Source organism: Bradyrhizobium sp. BEA-2-5, from assembly GCF_032918025.1.
GTDB lineage: Bacteria > Pseudomonadota > Alphaproteobacteria > Rhizobiales > Xanthobacteraceae > Bradyrhizobium > Bradyrhizobium pachyrhizi.
On sequence record NZ_CP136629.1, the window covers coordinates 184025 to 198649 of the forward strand.

11 protein-coding genes and 3 pseudogenes are annotated in these 14625 nt (G+C 66.1%); 9 read left to right on the top strand and 5 right to left on the bottom strand.

The features are described from left to right. Positions 1-12: 12 nt before the first annotated feature. Positions 13-867, top strand: a complete 855-nt coding sequence (locus RX327_RS00845) for an AraC family transcriptional regulator (protein ID WP_050383494.1) — start codon at positions 13-15, stop codon at positions 865-867. A 68-nt stretch (positions 868-935) separates the two neighbouring features. Then, positions 936-1361, top strand: a complete 426-nt coding sequence (locus tag RX327_RS00850) for a VOC family protein (RefSeq protein ID WP_050383495.1) — start codon at positions 936-938, stop codon at positions 1359-1361. 49 nt (positions 1362-1410) lie between these two features. Here RX327_RS00850 and grpE read toward each other — a convergent pair whose 3' ends face one another. Together grpE and hrcA are read right to left on the bottom strand one after the other, a co-directional pair. Then, a complete protein-coding gene (gene grpE / locus RX327_RS00855) occupies positions 1411-2016 on the bottom strand; it encodes a nucleotide exchange factor GrpE (RefSeq protein ID WP_317249175.1) in 606 nt (201 codons plus the stop codon). Positions 2017-2181: 165 nt separating this feature from the next. Beyond that, a pseudogene (gene hrcA / locus RX327_RS00860) lies at positions 2182-3266 on the bottom strand (heat-inducible transcriptional repressor HrcA). 172 nt (positions 3267-3438) lie between these two features. Between hrcA and rph the strand changes: the two are divergent. The 3 genes and pseudogenes from rph (at position 3439) to hemW (ending at position 5941) form a co-directional block, all read left to right on the top strand. After that, positions 3439-4152 (top strand): ribonuclease PH, encoded by a 714-nt coding sequence (gene rph / locus RX327_RS00865; protein ID WP_317249176.1) that lies wholly within the window; start codon positions 3439-3441, stop codon positions 4150-4152. 10 nt (positions 4153-4162) lie between these two features. Further along, positions 4163-4798: an RdgB/HAM1 family non-canonical purine NTP pyrophosphatase gene (gene rdgB / locus RX327_RS00870; RefSeq protein ID WP_317249177.1), complete on the top strand. Its 636-nt coding sequence runs from the start codon at positions 4163-4165 to the stop codon at positions 4796-4798. Next, positions 4785-5941: pseudogene (gene hemW, locus RX327_RS00875) on the top strand (radical SAM family heme chaperone HemW). Before rdgB ends, hemW begins: the two are co-directional and overlap by 14 nt. 192 nt (positions 5942-6133) lie before the next feature. Here the strand turns inward: hemW and RX327_RS00880 are convergent. Next, on the bottom strand, positions 6134-7348 hold the full coding sequence (locus RX327_RS00880; RefSeq protein ID WP_317249178.1) for a penicillin-binding protein activator: 1215 nt from the start codon (positions 7346-7348) through the stop codon (positions 6134-6136). Between the two features lie 220 nt (positions 7349-7568). Here RX327_RS00880 and rsmI point away from each other — a divergent pair, with 220 nt between their 5' ends. From rsmI to RX327_RS00900, 4 genes are all read left to right on the top strand, one after another. Next, positions 7569-8522, top strand: coding sequence for a 16S rRNA (cytidine(1402)-2'-O)-methyltransferase (rsmI, locus tag RX327_RS00885; RefSeq protein ID WP_317249179.1), 954 nt, complete (start codon positions 7569-7571; stop codon positions 8520-8522). Further along, positions 8509-8892, top strand: a complete 384-nt coding sequence (locus RX327_RS00890; RefSeq protein WP_317249180.1) for a YraN family protein — start codon at positions 8509-8511, stop codon at positions 8890-8892. Before rsmI ends, RX327_RS00890 begins: the two co-directional genes overlap by 14 nt. A gap of 30 nt (positions 8893-8922) precedes the next feature. Then, positions 8923-9870: a glutathione synthase gene (gene gshB, locus RX327_RS00895; protein ID WP_317249181.1), complete on the top strand. Its 948-nt coding sequence runs from the start codon at positions 8923-8925 to the stop codon at positions 9868-9870. A gap of 187 nt (positions 9871-10057) precedes the next feature. Next, positions 10058-11029, top strand: coding sequence for an MBL fold metallo-hydrolase (locus tag RX327_RS00900; protein WP_317249182.1), 972 nt, complete (start codon positions 10058-10060; stop codon positions 11027-11029). 89 nt (positions 11030-11118) lie between these two features. Here the strand turns inward: RX327_RS00900 and fsrB are convergent, their stop codons facing one another. Further along, positions 11119-12408 (bottom strand): siderophore utilization protein FsrB, encoded by a 1290-nt coding sequence (fsrB, locus tag RX327_RS00905; protein WP_317249183.1) that lies wholly within the window; start codon positions 12406-12408, stop codon positions 11119-11121. 27 nt (positions 12409-12435) lie between these two features. Further along, a pseudogene (locus RX327_RS00910) lies at positions 12436-14425 on the bottom strand (TonB-dependent siderophore receptor). Between the last annotated feature and the right edge of the window lie 200 nt (positions 14426-14625).

Below are 14625 nucleotides of genomic sequence, written 5' to 3' on the forward strand. Positions count from 1 at the left end.
CGCGAGATCCGCATGGCCGAGTCTGCGTCACCCCTTGCATTCGATCTCGCGCAGCGCCTGCCATCGCCGCGCCTGGCGGGCCTGATCGTCCGGATCACCGGTTATCGCGAGACCGCAACCGGCCGGTTCGCACAACGACAGACCGCGCCGCTGATCGTCCCGCTGATCATCAGTTTCGGCTCGCCGTTCCTGATCGCGCTGTCGCGCGAGCCCGGCGCGGCCGATCGTCAGCTCAGCTTCGCCGCCGGCCTGCATGCCGGGCCTGTCTACATCGAGTCCGACGGCCACGCCGCCTGCGTGCAGGTCGATTTCACTCCGCTCGGCGCCTACGGCTTCTTCGGCGCCGCCGTGACCGACCTGGTCGGGCGCATGGTCGATATCGACGATGTGCTCGGCCATGATGGCCGTCGTCTGCGCGAGCAACTCGGCGCCGTGACGTGCTGGCAGCGCCGCTTCGACCTGATCGAGGCGTTCGTGCTGCGCCGCGCCGGCCACATGCCGTCTCCCGAAGTCGCGTTCGCCTATCGAAGACTGGCGCGTTCGGCCGGCACTATCAGCATCACAGCATTGGCCGACGAGATCGGCTGGAGCCGCAAGCATCTGGCCGGCCGGTTTCGGTCCGAACTCGGCCTCGCCCCCAAATCGCTGGCGCGCATGATGCGGTTTCACCGGGCGAGCCGGCTGGCACAAAGCGGCGCAGCGCTCGGCTGGGCGGGGATCGCGGCGGAAAGCGGCTATGCCGACCAGGCCCATCTCGCCCGCGAGTTCGTCGAATTCGCAGGCGAACCGCCGACCGCCTGGGCGCGCCGCCAGGCGCTGACCGACCGCCGGCTGGTTCACGCCGGCGATGGGCTGGCAGACTGGTAACAAACCTTCAAGCCAACGCCGCGTTGCCTCGTGCAGGATGGCGCCGTCAGCCAAGGAGGTGAGCGACCATGACGCACGACATCGAACCGCCCCGCATCTACCCGACCCTGCGCTGCAAGGACGCCGAGGCGATGACCAATTGGCTCACGACGGTGCTTGGGTTCAGCGAACACGTCGTCTACCGCGACGGCGGCGTGATCCATCACGCCGAGCTCGCTTACGGTTCCTCGATGCTGATGCTGGGCCAGAGCCGTGACGGCGCATATGGCAGGCTGGTCGGCGACCTCGACCACCGCCGCACCGACTCGATCTATATCGCCGTCGACGATCCCGACGCGCTGCACGCGAAGGTCAAGGCTGCCGGCGCCAAGATCGAGATGGAACTGCGAGACACCGACTATGGCAGCCGCGACTTCGCCTGTCGCGATCCGGAAGGCAATCTCTGGAGCTTCGGCACCTATTGGCCGAAGGCACACGAGAAGCCGCGACCGTGAGCCCGCGCAATCCGCGAGCTCACAAACGGGCAGCCGGGATCGGGACGGATCAGGCGGTGATGTTGGCGGCGGGGGCTGCCTTCGCACCGCCCTTGGCGACACCGACCAGCGCCGGGCGCAGCACGCGCTCGCCGATGGTGTAGCCGGCCTGCACGACCTGCACCACGGTGCCTGATGGCACCGACGCATCGGGCACTTCGAACATCGCCTGCTGGAAGTTCGGGTCGAACTTCTGGCCCAGCGGATCGAATTTCTTCACGCCGTGCTTCTCCAGCGCGTTGAGCAGCGAGCGCTCGGTGAGCTCGACGCCTTCGATCAGCGAGGTCAGGCCGGGATCGGCCGCGGCACGCGCTTCGGCCGGAACGGCATCGAGCGCGCGCTGAAGATTGTCGGCGATATCGAGCACGTCGCGGGCAAAGCCGGTGATGCCGTAAGTCTTGGCATCGGCGACCTCGCGGCGGGTGCGCTGACGGAGATTCTCCATCTCGGCCAGCGTCCGCAGCATGCGGTCGCGCGCCTCGGCGGCTTCCTTCTGCAACGACTCGACCGAGCCGGGCTCGGGATCGTCAGGCATGATGTAGGGCTTTGACACCACGGGCTCGCCCGTCGGCGCCGAATTCTCGGTGTTGTCATTGGCCCGGTTCGGATCGGTCATGGCTTGCCTTCTCGAAAACTCGCGTCGGTTCAAATCTTGGGGATTGCTTGCCGGGATATCGTGCTTTGGGCGGCGAAAATCAAGCGCAACATACCGGTCTCGGGAACTGGGATCTCCGGCTTGGGTGAAGAAAACCCGTCAAATGAAAGCGAAATCGCCCTCCGGTCAGCCGCCCAGCATCTTGCTGACGATGCGCGCGGCATAATCGACGGTCGGGATCACCCGCGCATAGTTCAGCCGCGTCGGTCCGATCACGCCGAGGACGCCCACGATCCGCCCCTGAGCGTCGCCGTAGGGCGAGATGATGGTGGAGGACCCTGACAGCGAGAACAGCTTGTTCTCGCTGCCGATGAAGATGCGCACGCCCTCGGCGGTCTCGGCGCGGCCAAGCAGGTCGATCACGCCGCGCTTGGTCTCGAGGTCGTCGAACAGCGCACCCGCTCCAGATCCTCCAGCGCATGCAGATCTTCGAGCAGATTGGCATGGCCGCGAACGATGAGCTGGCGGTCCTCGTTCTCGCCGCCGGACCAGCTGGCGATGCCGGCCGAGATCACCTTCTGCGTCAGCTGATCGAGCTCGGCACGGGCCTCCGCAAGGGCCGTTTCGAGCTCGAGCCGCGCCTCGGCCAGCGTGCGGCCGCGGATGCGCGCATTGAGGAAATTGGTTGCTTCGGTGAGCGCCGAGGAGGGAACCCCGGGCGGCAGCGTCAGCACGCGGTTTTCCACCTGGCCGTCCTCGCCGACGAGGATCACCAGCGCTTTCTCCGGTTCCAGGCGGACGAATTCGATGTGCTTCAGCCGCGCATTGGATTTTGGCGTCAACACGACCGCCGCGGCGCGGGTCAGTCCCGACAGGCGCGTCAAGGCTTCGCCAAGCGCGGCCTCGACGGATTGCGCGCGTCCGACGGCAGCAAGCTGGCTCTGGATCGACTGCCGCTCGGCCTCGTTGAGGTCGCCGACCTGCATCAGGGCATCGACGAAGAAGCGCAGGCCGAGTTCCGTCGGCAACCGCCCGGCGGAGGTGTGCGGGGCATAGATCAGGCCGAGTTGTTCCAGATCCGCCATGACGTTACGGACCGAGGCCGGCGACAGCGGCATGGCGATCAGGCGGGAAATGTTGCGCGAGCCGACAGGCTCGCCGGTCGCGAGATAGCTTTCGACAATTTGACGAAAGATGTCGCGGGACCGCTCGTTGAGCTGGGCAAGCCCGGCATGCGGCGCGATCAGGCCAATCGGATCGTGGTGAGTCACACTCCAGTCCCTCACAATTACTGCATAATTTGTCGATCCGGGAGGCCGATGACAAGCATGCATTCGGCCCCCTCGTACCGGACCATACCGGGGCCGAAAACCCTTGCCGCTGCCCCTTCCCGCTCCTACAAGCACGGCCAGCCAATTTTCTCGGATTTTTGGAGGATTTCCCATGCGGCCAAGCCGCCGTGCGCCCGACGAATTGCGCCCCGTGACGCTGGAGCGCGGCGTGGTGAAATATGCGGAAGGTTCGTGCCTGGTGAAATTCGGCGATACCCATGTGCTGGTCACCGCCACGCTGGAGGACCGCCTGCCGCCGTGGCTGAAGGGCCAGGGCCGCGGCTGGGTCACCGCCGAATACGGCATGCTGCCGCGCGCGACCTCGGAACGAACCCGCCGCGAGGCCTCCGCCGGCAAGCAGAGCGGCCGCACCGTCGAGATCCAGCGCCTGATCGGCCGCTCGCTCCGCACCATCATCAATCTCGAAGCCCTCGGCGAGCGCCAGATCACGGTCGATTGCGACGTGCTTCAGGCCGACGGCGGCACGCGCACGGCCTCGATCACCGGCGCCTGGGTCGCGCTCGCCGATTGCGTCAACTGGATGAAGGCGCGCAACATGGTCAAGGCCAACGTGCTGCGCGACAACGTCGCCGCGATCTCCTGCGGCATCTACAACGGCACGCCGGTGCTCGACCTCGACTATGCCGAGGATTCCGAGGCCGAGACCGACGCCAATTTCGTCATGACCGGCGATGGCCGCATCATCGAGGTGCAGGGCACCGCCGAGAAGACGCCTTTCTCGGAAGGCGAATTCCTGGCGCTGATGGCGCTGGCCCGCAAGGGCGTCGCGCGTCTGGTGGACTTGCAGAAACTGGCTGTGGCGTAGTCAATAGGCCATGCACCGCCGAATCACGGACAAGCTGGTCATCGCCACCCACAATCCCGGCAAACTCGCCGAGATGCGGGAGCTGCTTGCGCCGTACGGCATCGAGGCGGTGTCGGCGGGAGAGCTCGGCCTGTCCGAGCCGGACGAGACCGGCGACAATTTTCGCGCTAACGCGGCGATCAAGGCGATCGCGGCGGCGAAGGCGACCGGACTGCCCGCCTTCGCCGATGATTCCGGCATCGTCGTCGACGCGCTCGACGGCGCGCCCGGCATCTACAGCGCGCGCTGGGCCGGCCCCTCCAAGGATTTCAACGCGGCGATGGCGCAGATCGAGCGCCTGTTGCAGGAGCGCGGCGCCACCACGCCGGACAAGCGCAAGGCGCATTTCGTCTCCGCGCTGTGCGTCGCCTGGCCCGACGATCATCTCGAACAGGTCGAGGCGCGCGTCGACGGCACGCTGGTCTGGCCGCCGCGCGGGACTGCCGGCTTCGGCTACGACCCGATGTTCCTGCCCGACGGCCACAACCGCACCTTCGGCGAGATGGAGAGCATCGAGAAGCACGGCCTGCCGCCGCTGGGGCTCGGCCTGTCGCACCGCGCCCGCGCCTTCGTGAAACTGGCGGAGATCTGCCTTGAGCCGCGCTGACCGAGAAGCCTTTGGCGTCTACGTGCACTGGCCGTTCTGCCTGTCGAAGTGCCCCTATTGCGACTTCAACAGCCACGTGCGGCATGCGCCCGTCGACGAGGCGCGTTTCGTGCGCGCGTTCGCCCGCGAGATCGAGACGACCGCCGCGCGCGTGCCGGGGCGTCAGGTGTCCTCGATCTTCCTCGGTGGCGGCACGCCGTCCCTGATGCAGCCCGCAACGGTCGGCGCCGTGCTCGATGCGATCGGCAAGCACTGGACCGTCGCAGGCGATGTCGAGGTCACGCTGGAAGCGAACCCGACCAGCGTCGAAGCCACGCGCTTCGCCGGCTATCGCACCGCCGGCGTCAACCGCGTCTCGCTCGGCGTGCAGGCGCTCGACGATGCCTCGCTGAAGGCGCTCGGCCGCATGCACAGCGCGCGCGAGGCGCTCGATGCCGTCGCCATCGCACGCCGCTCCTTCGACCGCTATTCGTTCGACCTGATCTACGCCCGTCCCGACCAGACGCCGGCGATGTGGGCCGACGAACTGCGTCTCGCAATCGATGAAGCGGCCGAGCATCTGTCGCTCTATCAATTGACGATCGAGGAAGGCACGCCGTTCTTCGGCCTGCACCAGGCCGGCAAATTGAAGACGCCGGATGAAGCGGTCGCGCGCGCGCTCTACGACGTCACGCAGGAGACCTGCGACAGGCTGGGTCTGCCCGCCTACGAGATCTCAAATCACGCCCGGCGCGGCGCCGAGTGCCGGCACAATCTGGTGTACTGGCGCGGCGAGGAATATGCCGGCATCGGCCCCGGCGCGCACGGCCGCCTCGACATCGACGGCGTGCGCCACGCCACCGCCACGGAGAAGCGTCCCGAGGCCTGGCTGTTGCGCGTCGAGGAGCGCGGCCACGGCGTCGTCACCGACGAGCGCCTCAACAGCGAAGAGCGCGCCGACGAATTCCTGCTGATGGGACTGCGCCTTGCCGAGGGCATCGACCCCGAGCGCTACACCGCCCTCTCCGGCCGCCCGCTCGACCCCCGCCGCATCGCGCTGCTGCGCGAGGAAGGCGCGATCACCGTCGATGCGACGGGCGGCTCCGCGTGACCAAGTCGGGATTCCCGGTGCTCGACGCGGTCGTTGCGGATCTCGCCGCCTAAAGCGCGATACGATTAGGATGAATCGTCATCGCGCCTTAGGTTGTTGTTTAAGCATGATCTTTTCGGAAAACCGCTGCACACTTTTCCGGATCATGCTTTAGGTGCACGCTGCCAAAATATCGAAAACAACCCCATGCAAAGGAGCCGGCGGGTGCCGGCGCTCGACAAGGCAGCTTGACCGCCCGACGAAAATTAAGCGCCGAAGCTCTTCGGCGAGCCTGCGACCGGCGTGCTGCCGCCTGAGGCCACCTTCATGACCGCAAGGCCGCGCTCATTGGTGCCGTCGGAGCGGAAGCGGAACAGACCGTCGATACCGGCAAAGCCGGACGGATTGGTCAACGTCTCCGGCGCAAAGCGTTGCGCCCCTTGCGTGCGCGCGAGCGCCGCCATCAGCGCCACGGCATCATAGGCAAGCGTCGCCGTGCGCACCGGCTCGCCGCCATATTTGGTGCGATAGCGGCCGGAGAAGGCGCGGAAGCCGGCCGGGTCGGGCGCGGCATAGAGGCCGCCCTGAAGCGCGGCGCTGGCATAGACGCGCGGATTGTCCCACAGGCCGGTGCCGAGCAGCTGGATGTTGCGCAGGTTCGCGCCCGCCGCGGTCAAGGCATCGGCGGTCGCGACGACCGAATCACCATCGTCGGCGATCAGCAGCGCATCGGCCTGGCCGAGCGCCTGCGCCACGGTTCGCGCCGGCGTCGCGCGATCGGCGCCATATTTCTCGAATGCGACGACGCGGCCGTTCTTGCGGCCGACCGCCTGCTTGAACGCGGCCTCGACCACGTTGCCATAGGCATTGTCCGGCACCATCGCGGCGAACGAGCGCTTTCCGATCCCCGCCGAGTAGTCGACGATGCGGTTGATATCGGACTCCGGCAGGAAGCTCAGCAGATAGACGCCGCGCCCGGCCACGCTCGAATCGGTGGAGAATGCGATCACCGAGGTTCCGCGCGGCCGCGTCAGTTGCGCGACGGCCGGCACCGAGCCTGCGAACAGCGGTCCCAGAATGATCTCGGCGCCTTCGGACAGTGCCTGCTGGGCACCCTGCGATGCGCCCTGCGGGCTGCCGCCATCGTCCTTGATCAGGAGCTGGATGTTCGGGTTCTGGAACTCGGCCAGCGCCATCTCGGCGGCGTTGCGCATGGATTGCGCCGCGAGGCCGGCATTGCCGGAAGCCGACAGCGGCAGGATCAGCCCGATCTTGACCTGCCCGGTGCCGACCGCCTGCGGTTGCTGCTGCGGTCCGGCGGGACCGCCTTCCTGGTTGCCGCCGAACGGAGTGGAAAACTGGCTCAAGCTCTGCTGCACGCCGGAACACGCCGTCAGCAACGGCGCGCCCACGATGAGGCCGAGCGCGGTCCGCCGGGTGGTGCCCGACGGCGGGGACTTGCGGTGATGCGGGCCTTCCATCGTCTCTCTTCTCTTGGCCGACCGTGATCAGCCAGGACTCCATCCAGCTCTGATGAGGCGGGTGGATTCAGGCATATTCTCGGCGAATAGTTAACTAAAACAAAAGGATTATGGCCCCGCGGCGCCCTTGCCGCGGCCTCCATTTCCCCCGTCAGGCAGCGTTCCGTCACCGCCGTTTGCGGATGTGGCGCAAGCGCTGCCATCCCTCTAGATTGGCATTATGCGCGCAAAAGCCAGTTCCCTCCACAGTTCGGATGCCACGACAGGCGCTGCGGCCAGAACCTTTTCGATCGGCGGCCAGCAATTGGCCGCGCCGAGGGCCGCACCCGGGCTCCATCTGGTCGCGACCCCGATCGGAAATCTTGCCGACATCACCCTGCGCGCGCTGGAAACGCTGGCCGGTGTCGACGTCATCGCGTGCGAGGACACGAGGATCACCCGCCGGCTGACCGAGCGTTATGCGATCGCCGCCGAGCTCGCGCTCTACCACGAGCACAATGCGGCCCAGGCCCGCCCCAAGATCCTGGAGCGCCTGGCGCAAGGCGGCTCGGTGGCGCTGGTGTCGGACGCCGGTACGCCCCTGATCTCCGATCCCGGCTTCAAGCTGGTGCGCGAGGTCTGCGCCGCCGGGCACGCCGTCATCGCGGTGCCGGGGCCATCATCGGTGCTGACGGCGCTGTCGGTCGCTGCATTGCCGACCGACCGGTTTTTCTTCGAGGGATTTTTGCCCGCGAAGGAGCACGCGCGTCGCGCCCGGCTCAACGAGCTGGCGAGGATCGATTCGACGCTCGTGATGTTCGAATCAGGCAATCGCGTACAGGACACGCTGCGCGATCTCGCTGCGATCATGGCCGGTCGCGATGCCGCGATCTGCCGCGAGCTGACCAAGCTGCACGAGGAGATCACGCGCGCGCCGGTCGCCGAGCTGGCGGCAAGCGCGGACGCGCTCGAAACACGCGGCGAGTTCGTGCTTGTCATCGGACCTCCGGCCGATGATGCCGGGGTGATGGACCAGGATACGCTCGACGATCTGCTGCGGGCGCAGCTCGGCCGCGGCAGCGTCAAGGATGCCGTGGCGCATGCGGTCGCACTGTCGGGCCGGCCGCGCCGCGAGGTCTATGCCCGTGCCCTCGAGCTTGCGAAGACCATCGGGGACGGCAATGGCGAAGACTGACAGCGCCTCGCCCGGGCGCGTCGCGGCGTTCCGGACCGGCATCTCGGCGGAGAGCCGCGCCGCAGCCCTTCTGATCGCCAAGGGCTATCGCATCCTTGCACGACGCTTCCGTACCCCCTTTGGGGAGATCGACCTGGTGGTGCGCCGGCGCAATTTGCTGGCCTTCGTCGAGGTCAAGGCGCGGGCGAGCCTCGACGACGCCGCTTTCGCCGTGACGCCGCGCCAGCAGCAGCGCATCATCGACGCCGCGCAAGGCTGGCTCGTAGCGCATCCCGAGCATGCCGAATTCGAATTGCGATTCGACGCGATGCTGATTGCGCCGAAGAGCCTGCCGCGCCATCTGTTAGCGGCATTCGATGCCAGCCCTTAACGTTATCCTCAGACCTCGCGGAACATGCCTATGAAATTGAAGATCGCCGTCCAGATGGATCCCATCGCCCGCATCAACATCAAGGGCGATTCCACCTTTGCGCTGCTTCTGGAAGCGCAGAAGCGCGGCCATGGCCTGTCCTATTACACGCCCGACAAGCTCTCGCTGCGCGGCGAGGAGCTGGTAGCGCCGGTGCAGCCTCTGACCGTGCGCGACGAGCCCGGCGACCACTTCACCCTGGGCGAGCCCAGGCGCGAAGCGCTGAACGGCTTTGACGTGGTGCTGCTCCGCCAGGACCCGCCGTTCGACCTCGCCTACATCACCTCGACACATTTCCTGGAGCGCATCCATCCGAAGACGCTGGTCGTCAACGATCCCGCCTCCGTGCGCAACGCGCCGGAGAAGCTGTTCGTGATGAATTTTCCGCAGCTGATGCCGCCGACGCTGATCTCGCGCGACCTCGATGAGATCAACGCGTTTCGCGACAAGCACGGCGCCGTCGTCATGAAGCCGCTGCACGGCCATGGCGGCGCGGCGGTGTTTCGCGTGATGCCGCAGGACATGAATTTCGGCTCGCTGTTCGACATGTTCTCGGTGACGTTCAGGGAGCCCTGGGTGATCCAGCAGTTCATCCCCGAGGTGAAGCACGGCGACAAGCGCATCATCCTGGTCGACGGCGAGTTCGCCGGCGCGGTGAACCGTGTGCCGGCCGCCGACGATCTCCGCTCCAACATGGTGCGCGGCGGCGCGGCGCAGGAAACCGAGCTCACCCCGCGCGAGCGCGAGATCTGCGCCACCGTCGGCCCGGCGCTGCGCCAGCGCGGCCTCCTGTTCGTCGGCATCGACGTCATCAACGGCAACCTCACCGAGATCAACGTCACCTCGCCGACCGGCATCCGCGCCATCCAGCGGCTCAATGGCCCCGACGTCGCGGCGATGATCTGGGATACCATCGAGAAGAAGCGCGCCGCCAGATAACCCTCCCTTGTGCGCCGCACGGCCGGCTGAAATCCAGTCGGCGTTCGACCACGCATGCGTTCTCCTTATTCTTCTTGCCAGCTTGCGCGGGCGAGGGCAGCATCCTCTTGCCTGCGTCAGGTCAAGCAGCGGGTCAACGCGCGGGCAACAACGCGAAAATATCATAAAAATTGTGGAGGAAGACGTTATGACGCTCAATGTCTCACGACGATCCTTGCTCGCGCTCGGTGCCGGTCTCGGCGCCAGCACCCTGCTCGGGGGCACCGCACAGGCACGCGCGCCGAAGCTCGGCACGCAGACGCCCTACTGGCACCGATTCATTCTCGGCGATGCCGAGGTGACCGTCGTATCCGACGGGCCGCTGCCGCTCGGCGATCCCTCGGGGACCTTCACCGGCGTTCCCAAGGAAGAGGTCAAGAAGATGCTCGCCGACAATTTCCTGTCGCCGGACAACGTCGTGCTCGAACAGAACTCGCCGATCGTGAACACCGGCGACAAGCTGATCCTGTTCGATACCGGCATGGGCAGCTCGAAGGCCTTCGGTCCGACCACCGGCCGGCAGCAGAAGAGCATGAAGGAAGCCGGCATCAAGCCGGAGGACATCGACGCCGTCGTGCTGTCGCACGCGCATATCGATCATATCGGCGGCATTGTCGGCGCCGACGACAAGCCGCTGTTCCCGAACGCGCAGGTCTACATCTCGCAGACCGATTTCGACTTCTGGACCGACGAGGCCAAGCTCGGCAGCCCGGCCAAGGACTTCGTCGTCCACGCCCGCAAGAACCTGCTGCCGGTTCGCGACCGCATCGTGTTCTTCAAGGACGGCCAGGAATTCCTGCCCGGCGTGCAGGCGATCGCGGCACCGGGCCACACCGTCGGCCACACCATCTTCATGGTCTCGTCGGCGGGGAAATCGTTCGCCTTCCTCGGCGACCTCTCGCACCATTCGGTGCTGCTGCTGGAGCGGCCGCGGATGGAGTTCTCCTACGACACCGATCCGAAGCAGGCCGCGGAATCGCGTGTAAAGTTGCTCACGATGCTCGCGGCGAACAAGACGCCGGTGATGTCCTATCACTTCGCCTGGCCGGGCTACGGTCATGTCGCCAAGGCCGGTGAGGGATTCCACTACTATCCGGAACCGATGAAGATGAACCTGTGACGGGCTGATTGCGGACTGCCTCGGGAGCGGTCGCCGCCGCTCCCGAATGCATTTGTCGCCCGGTGTAAGGAGCCCACGGGGCGCCCGGCCTATTCCGCCGGCGCAAGGCGGCTCCCGGGGCGTGTGCGCATCGTCTCTCGCGCGCCAATCCGCGCACGACGTTTGCGCCACCAGATCACGACGCCCGTCACCGACAACGCCGCGACCACCAATCCCATCACCGAGATCAGGATGCGGCCGAACAGCCCGACGATGCGGCCCGAATGCAGCGGAAATTGCGCCTGCACGAAGATGTCGGCGGCGGTGCCGACCCAGGGCAGTCGCTCGCCGATGGGGCGGCCGTCCTCGCTGTCGTAGTAGAGTTGCGCCGGGCCGACGCCGCCTGCGCCGTGGTCGTCGCCGGGGTGGAAGAAGGCGGCGGCATAGACGCCATGGGCCGGGCCGTAATTGATCGAGCCGACCGGGGTCGTCCATCCGCGCGCCTTGCCGTCGGCCGCGGCCCGCGTGGCGATCTCCGCGTAGGTCATTCTTGGCTCGATCGGATCGTCGAGATTGCGATAGGGCCGCTGCTCGTAGGGCGTCGGCGTGTAGTTCGACACCATCTTCATCAGCGGCGAGAACACCTCGAAATAGAGGTTCAGCGAGAACGCCGTGAAGGCGATGACGAACAGCACACCCCAGGTCCAGAGGCTGAAGGCCCGGTGGATGTCGAAATTGATCCGATAGGCGCTGCCCGACGTCTTGATGGTCCAGGCCGGCGCCCAGCGCGTCCAGAAACCCTTGCCGCGCCGGCCTGATATCACCGACGCCCGTTCCGCCTTTGCACGCCGCCGCGAGGGCAGCGTCAGATAGAAGCCGACGAAGCAATCGATGGTCCAGACGATGGCGATCACGCCGAGCACGCGCATGCCCCAGCGGTCGCTGCCCCAGAATTCCGGGATGTGCATCGTGTAGTGCAGCTTGTAGAGGAACGAGACGAAGTTCTCCCGCGTCACCGGCCAGACCGCGCCCCAATAGCGGCGGCCAAGCTCCGCACCGGTGTTGGGATCGAGGAAGACCTGGTTGTAGTCGAGCGGGTAACGCTTGCCGGTCGCGGGATCGATCCGCGGCATGACGAAGAACCACAGCGAGTCGCCTCTCTCCGCCGTCATGAACATGTGGACGACGCGGGCGCGATGATCGCGCTGCTCGATCAGCCGGACGAGCTCGACCGACGGGATCGCGGGTCCGGAGCTCATCACCTCGAACAGCTTCCTGTTCAGGACGTCGTCGAGCTCGTGATCCCAGGAGATGATCGCGCCGGTGATGCCGGAGAAGAACAGGAACCCGGCCGTGAGCAGTCCCGCCCAACGATGCAGTCGTCCGAAGATGGATCTCATGTGCATTTCAGCATGTCATTTGGCTGATCACCAGCGATAGGTCAGCTTCGCGATCGCCTTGCGGCCCTCCGCGTAGAAGCAGCTGGTGTTGCCGTAGCAGGCTGCCACGTAGCGCGTATCGGCGAGGTTGGTGACGTTGAGCGAAAGGCGATAATTGTCCCTGGTATAGGCGACGAGCGCATCGACGACCGTCGACGCCGGTACCTTGAAGGTGTTGGCGTCGTCACCGAACGTCGATCCGACATAGCGGACGCCGCCCCCGAACTGGACGCCGGCGAGCGGGCCGCCCTGAACGGTGTAATCGCTCCACAGCGAGGCGCGATTGAGCGGCACGGTGACCGGCGCCTTGCCGACATTGACCGGATCCTGCGTGACCACGGCATCGACATAGGCATAGGCCGCGGATATTGACGCCCTCGACAAGCGTCGCGGTGCCTTCGAGCTCGACGCCGCGCGACCTGACCTCGCCGGTCTGCTCCGCGAAATAGAACGGCGGAGCGTAGGTGACGACGTTGGATCGGGTCAGGTCGAAGGCGGCCAGCGTGATCAGCGCATTGATGCCGATCGGCTGGTACTTGACGCCGACTTCGTACTGGACGCCGCTTTCCGGCTTCAGCAGCTCGCCGGCGGCATTGACGCTCAGCACCGGCAGGAACGATTCCGAGTAGCTGAAATAGGGCGCGATGCCGTTGTCGAAATTGTACATCACGGCAGCGCGACCGGTGAATGCCGAGGCATCGGTCGAGGTCGACGTCCTCGCGAGATTGTTGTCGAGGTCCGTGGTCACGAAGTCCTGACGGCCGCCGAGCTGGAACGACAGCCGGCCGAGCTTGATCTGATCCTGCGCATAGAGGCCGACCTGCGACTGCTTGACGCCGGTATCGTCATACGGTCCGTTGTTGGTCCAGCTGTTGGTATAGACCGGCGCGAAGACGTTGAGCTTGCCGGTGCTGTAGCTCGAGGCCATGTCGCGGAACGACGTGTTGCGGTAATCGACGCCGAACAGCGTCGTGTGGCTCAGCATGCCGGTGACGAACTTGCCCTGCAGCTGGTTGTCGACCGCGAAGGAATCGATCGTCGAGCTGCCGCCGGCGCCGCCGCGCGACAGCAGGCCCGCGGCCTCGTCGGCCGCCGATGCATAGCCGGTGCCGTAGAAGCTCTTCTGCTCGTTGTGCATCCACGAATAGCGCAGGTTCTGGCGGAAGGTCAGCGCGTCGTTGATGTCGTGCGACAGCATGTAGCCGACCGAGGATTGTTCGGTGTCGAACTGGTTGAAGCCGGGCTCGCCGACGAAGCGCGTATTCGGAATGTAGCGGCCGTTATTGGCCCAGACGGTGCCGGACGGCGGCAGGAATTGCAGGCCCCAGCCGGTGCGTTCCTTCTGGTAGTTGGCGAGGATCGTGATGGTCGTATCCTCGTTCGGCTTGAAGGTGACGGCAGGCGCGATGAAGACGCGATTGTCCTTGCTGAAGTCGACCTGGGTCTCGCCGTCGCGAACCACGCCGGTCAGGCGCCATAGCACGGTCCCCTCCTTGTTGGCGGGGCCGCCCATATCAAACTGGCCCTGATAGCGGTTGAAGCTGCCGCCGGAAATCGAGACTTCGCCGAATTGCTGCGCAGTCGGCAGCTTGGTCACATAGTTGAGGATGCCGCCGGTGCCGCTGCCGCCATACATCGCGGAGGACGGCCCCTTGAGCACCTCGATGCGCTCGGCACCATAGGGATCGAGGCCGTTGAAATGCACGTAGTTGCTGGACGGAATCCGCAGGCCGTCGACGTAGAGGCCCGGCATGGTCATGTCGAAGCCGCGGATCTGGAGGCCGCCGAATCGGGTGTCCGAGCCGCCATTGACGTCGCCGCTCACGCCGGCGGTGTAGCGCAGTGCCGCGCCCACCGATTCCGCACCCTGGTTCCTGATCTGGTCCGTCGTGACGACCGAGATCGATTGCGGGATTTCGATCAGCGGCGTGTCGGTCTTGGTCGCCGAGCCCGAACGCATGGCAACGAACCCAACCACCGGACCGCCGGCTCGCTCACCGGCGCCGGCACCGGAACGTGCCGCCGCTGGCGGCGTCGCCTGCTGGGATCGAGCCACACGATTGGCGCGGCTCGCGCGTGCGGTCACCGGACGACGAACCGGTTTTGCATTCGCAGTGATCGAGCGCTGCTGAGGCGCGTCCACGCTCACCGGCGGCAGTTCCGATTGCGCGTCGGCGC

Bases quoted from the DNA above. Each gene is read 5' to 3' on its own strand.
- RX327_RS00845 (WP_050383494.1), top strand. From the start codon at position 13: ATGGCCGAGTCTGCGTCACCCCTTGCATTCGATCTCGCGCAGCGCCTG.
- RX327_RS00880 (WP_317249178.1), bottom strand. From the start codon at position 7,348: ATGGAAGGCCCGCATCACCGCAAGTCCCCGCCGTCGGGCACCACCCGG.
- RX327_RS00850 (WP_050383495.1), top strand. From the start codon at position 936: ATGACGCACGACATCGAACCGCCCCGCATCTACCCGACCCTGCGCTGC.
- RX327_RS00890 (WP_317249180.1), top strand. From the start codon at position 8,509: ATGGCGAAGACTGACAGCGCCTCGCCCGGGCGCGTCGCGGCGTTCCGG.
- fsrB (WP_317249183.1), bottom strand. From the start codon at position 12,408: ATGAGATCCATCTTCGGACGACTGCATCGTTGGGCGGGACTGCTCACG.
- rdgB (WP_317249177.1), top strand. From the start codon at position 4,163: ATGCACCGCCGAATCACGGACAAGCTGGTCATCGCCACCCACAATCCC.
- gshB (WP_317249181.1), top strand. From the start codon at position 8,923: ATGAAATTGAAGATCGCCGTCCAGATGGATCCCATCGCCCGCATCAAC.
- RX327_RS00900 (WP_317249182.1), top strand. From the start codon at position 10,058: ATGACGCTCAATGTCTCACGACGATCCTTGCTCGCGCTCGGTGCCGGT.
- rsmI (WP_317249179.1), top strand. From the start codon at position 7,569: ATGCGCGCAAAAGCCAGTTCCCTCCACAGTTCGGATGCCACGACAGGC.
- rph (WP_317249176.1), top strand. From the start codon at position 3,439: ATGCGGCCAAGCCGCCGTGCGCCCGACGAATTGCGCCCCGTGACGCTG.
- grpE (WP_317249175.1), bottom strand. From the start codon at position 2,016: ATGACCGATCCGAACCGGGCCAATGACAACACCGAGAATTCGGCGCCG.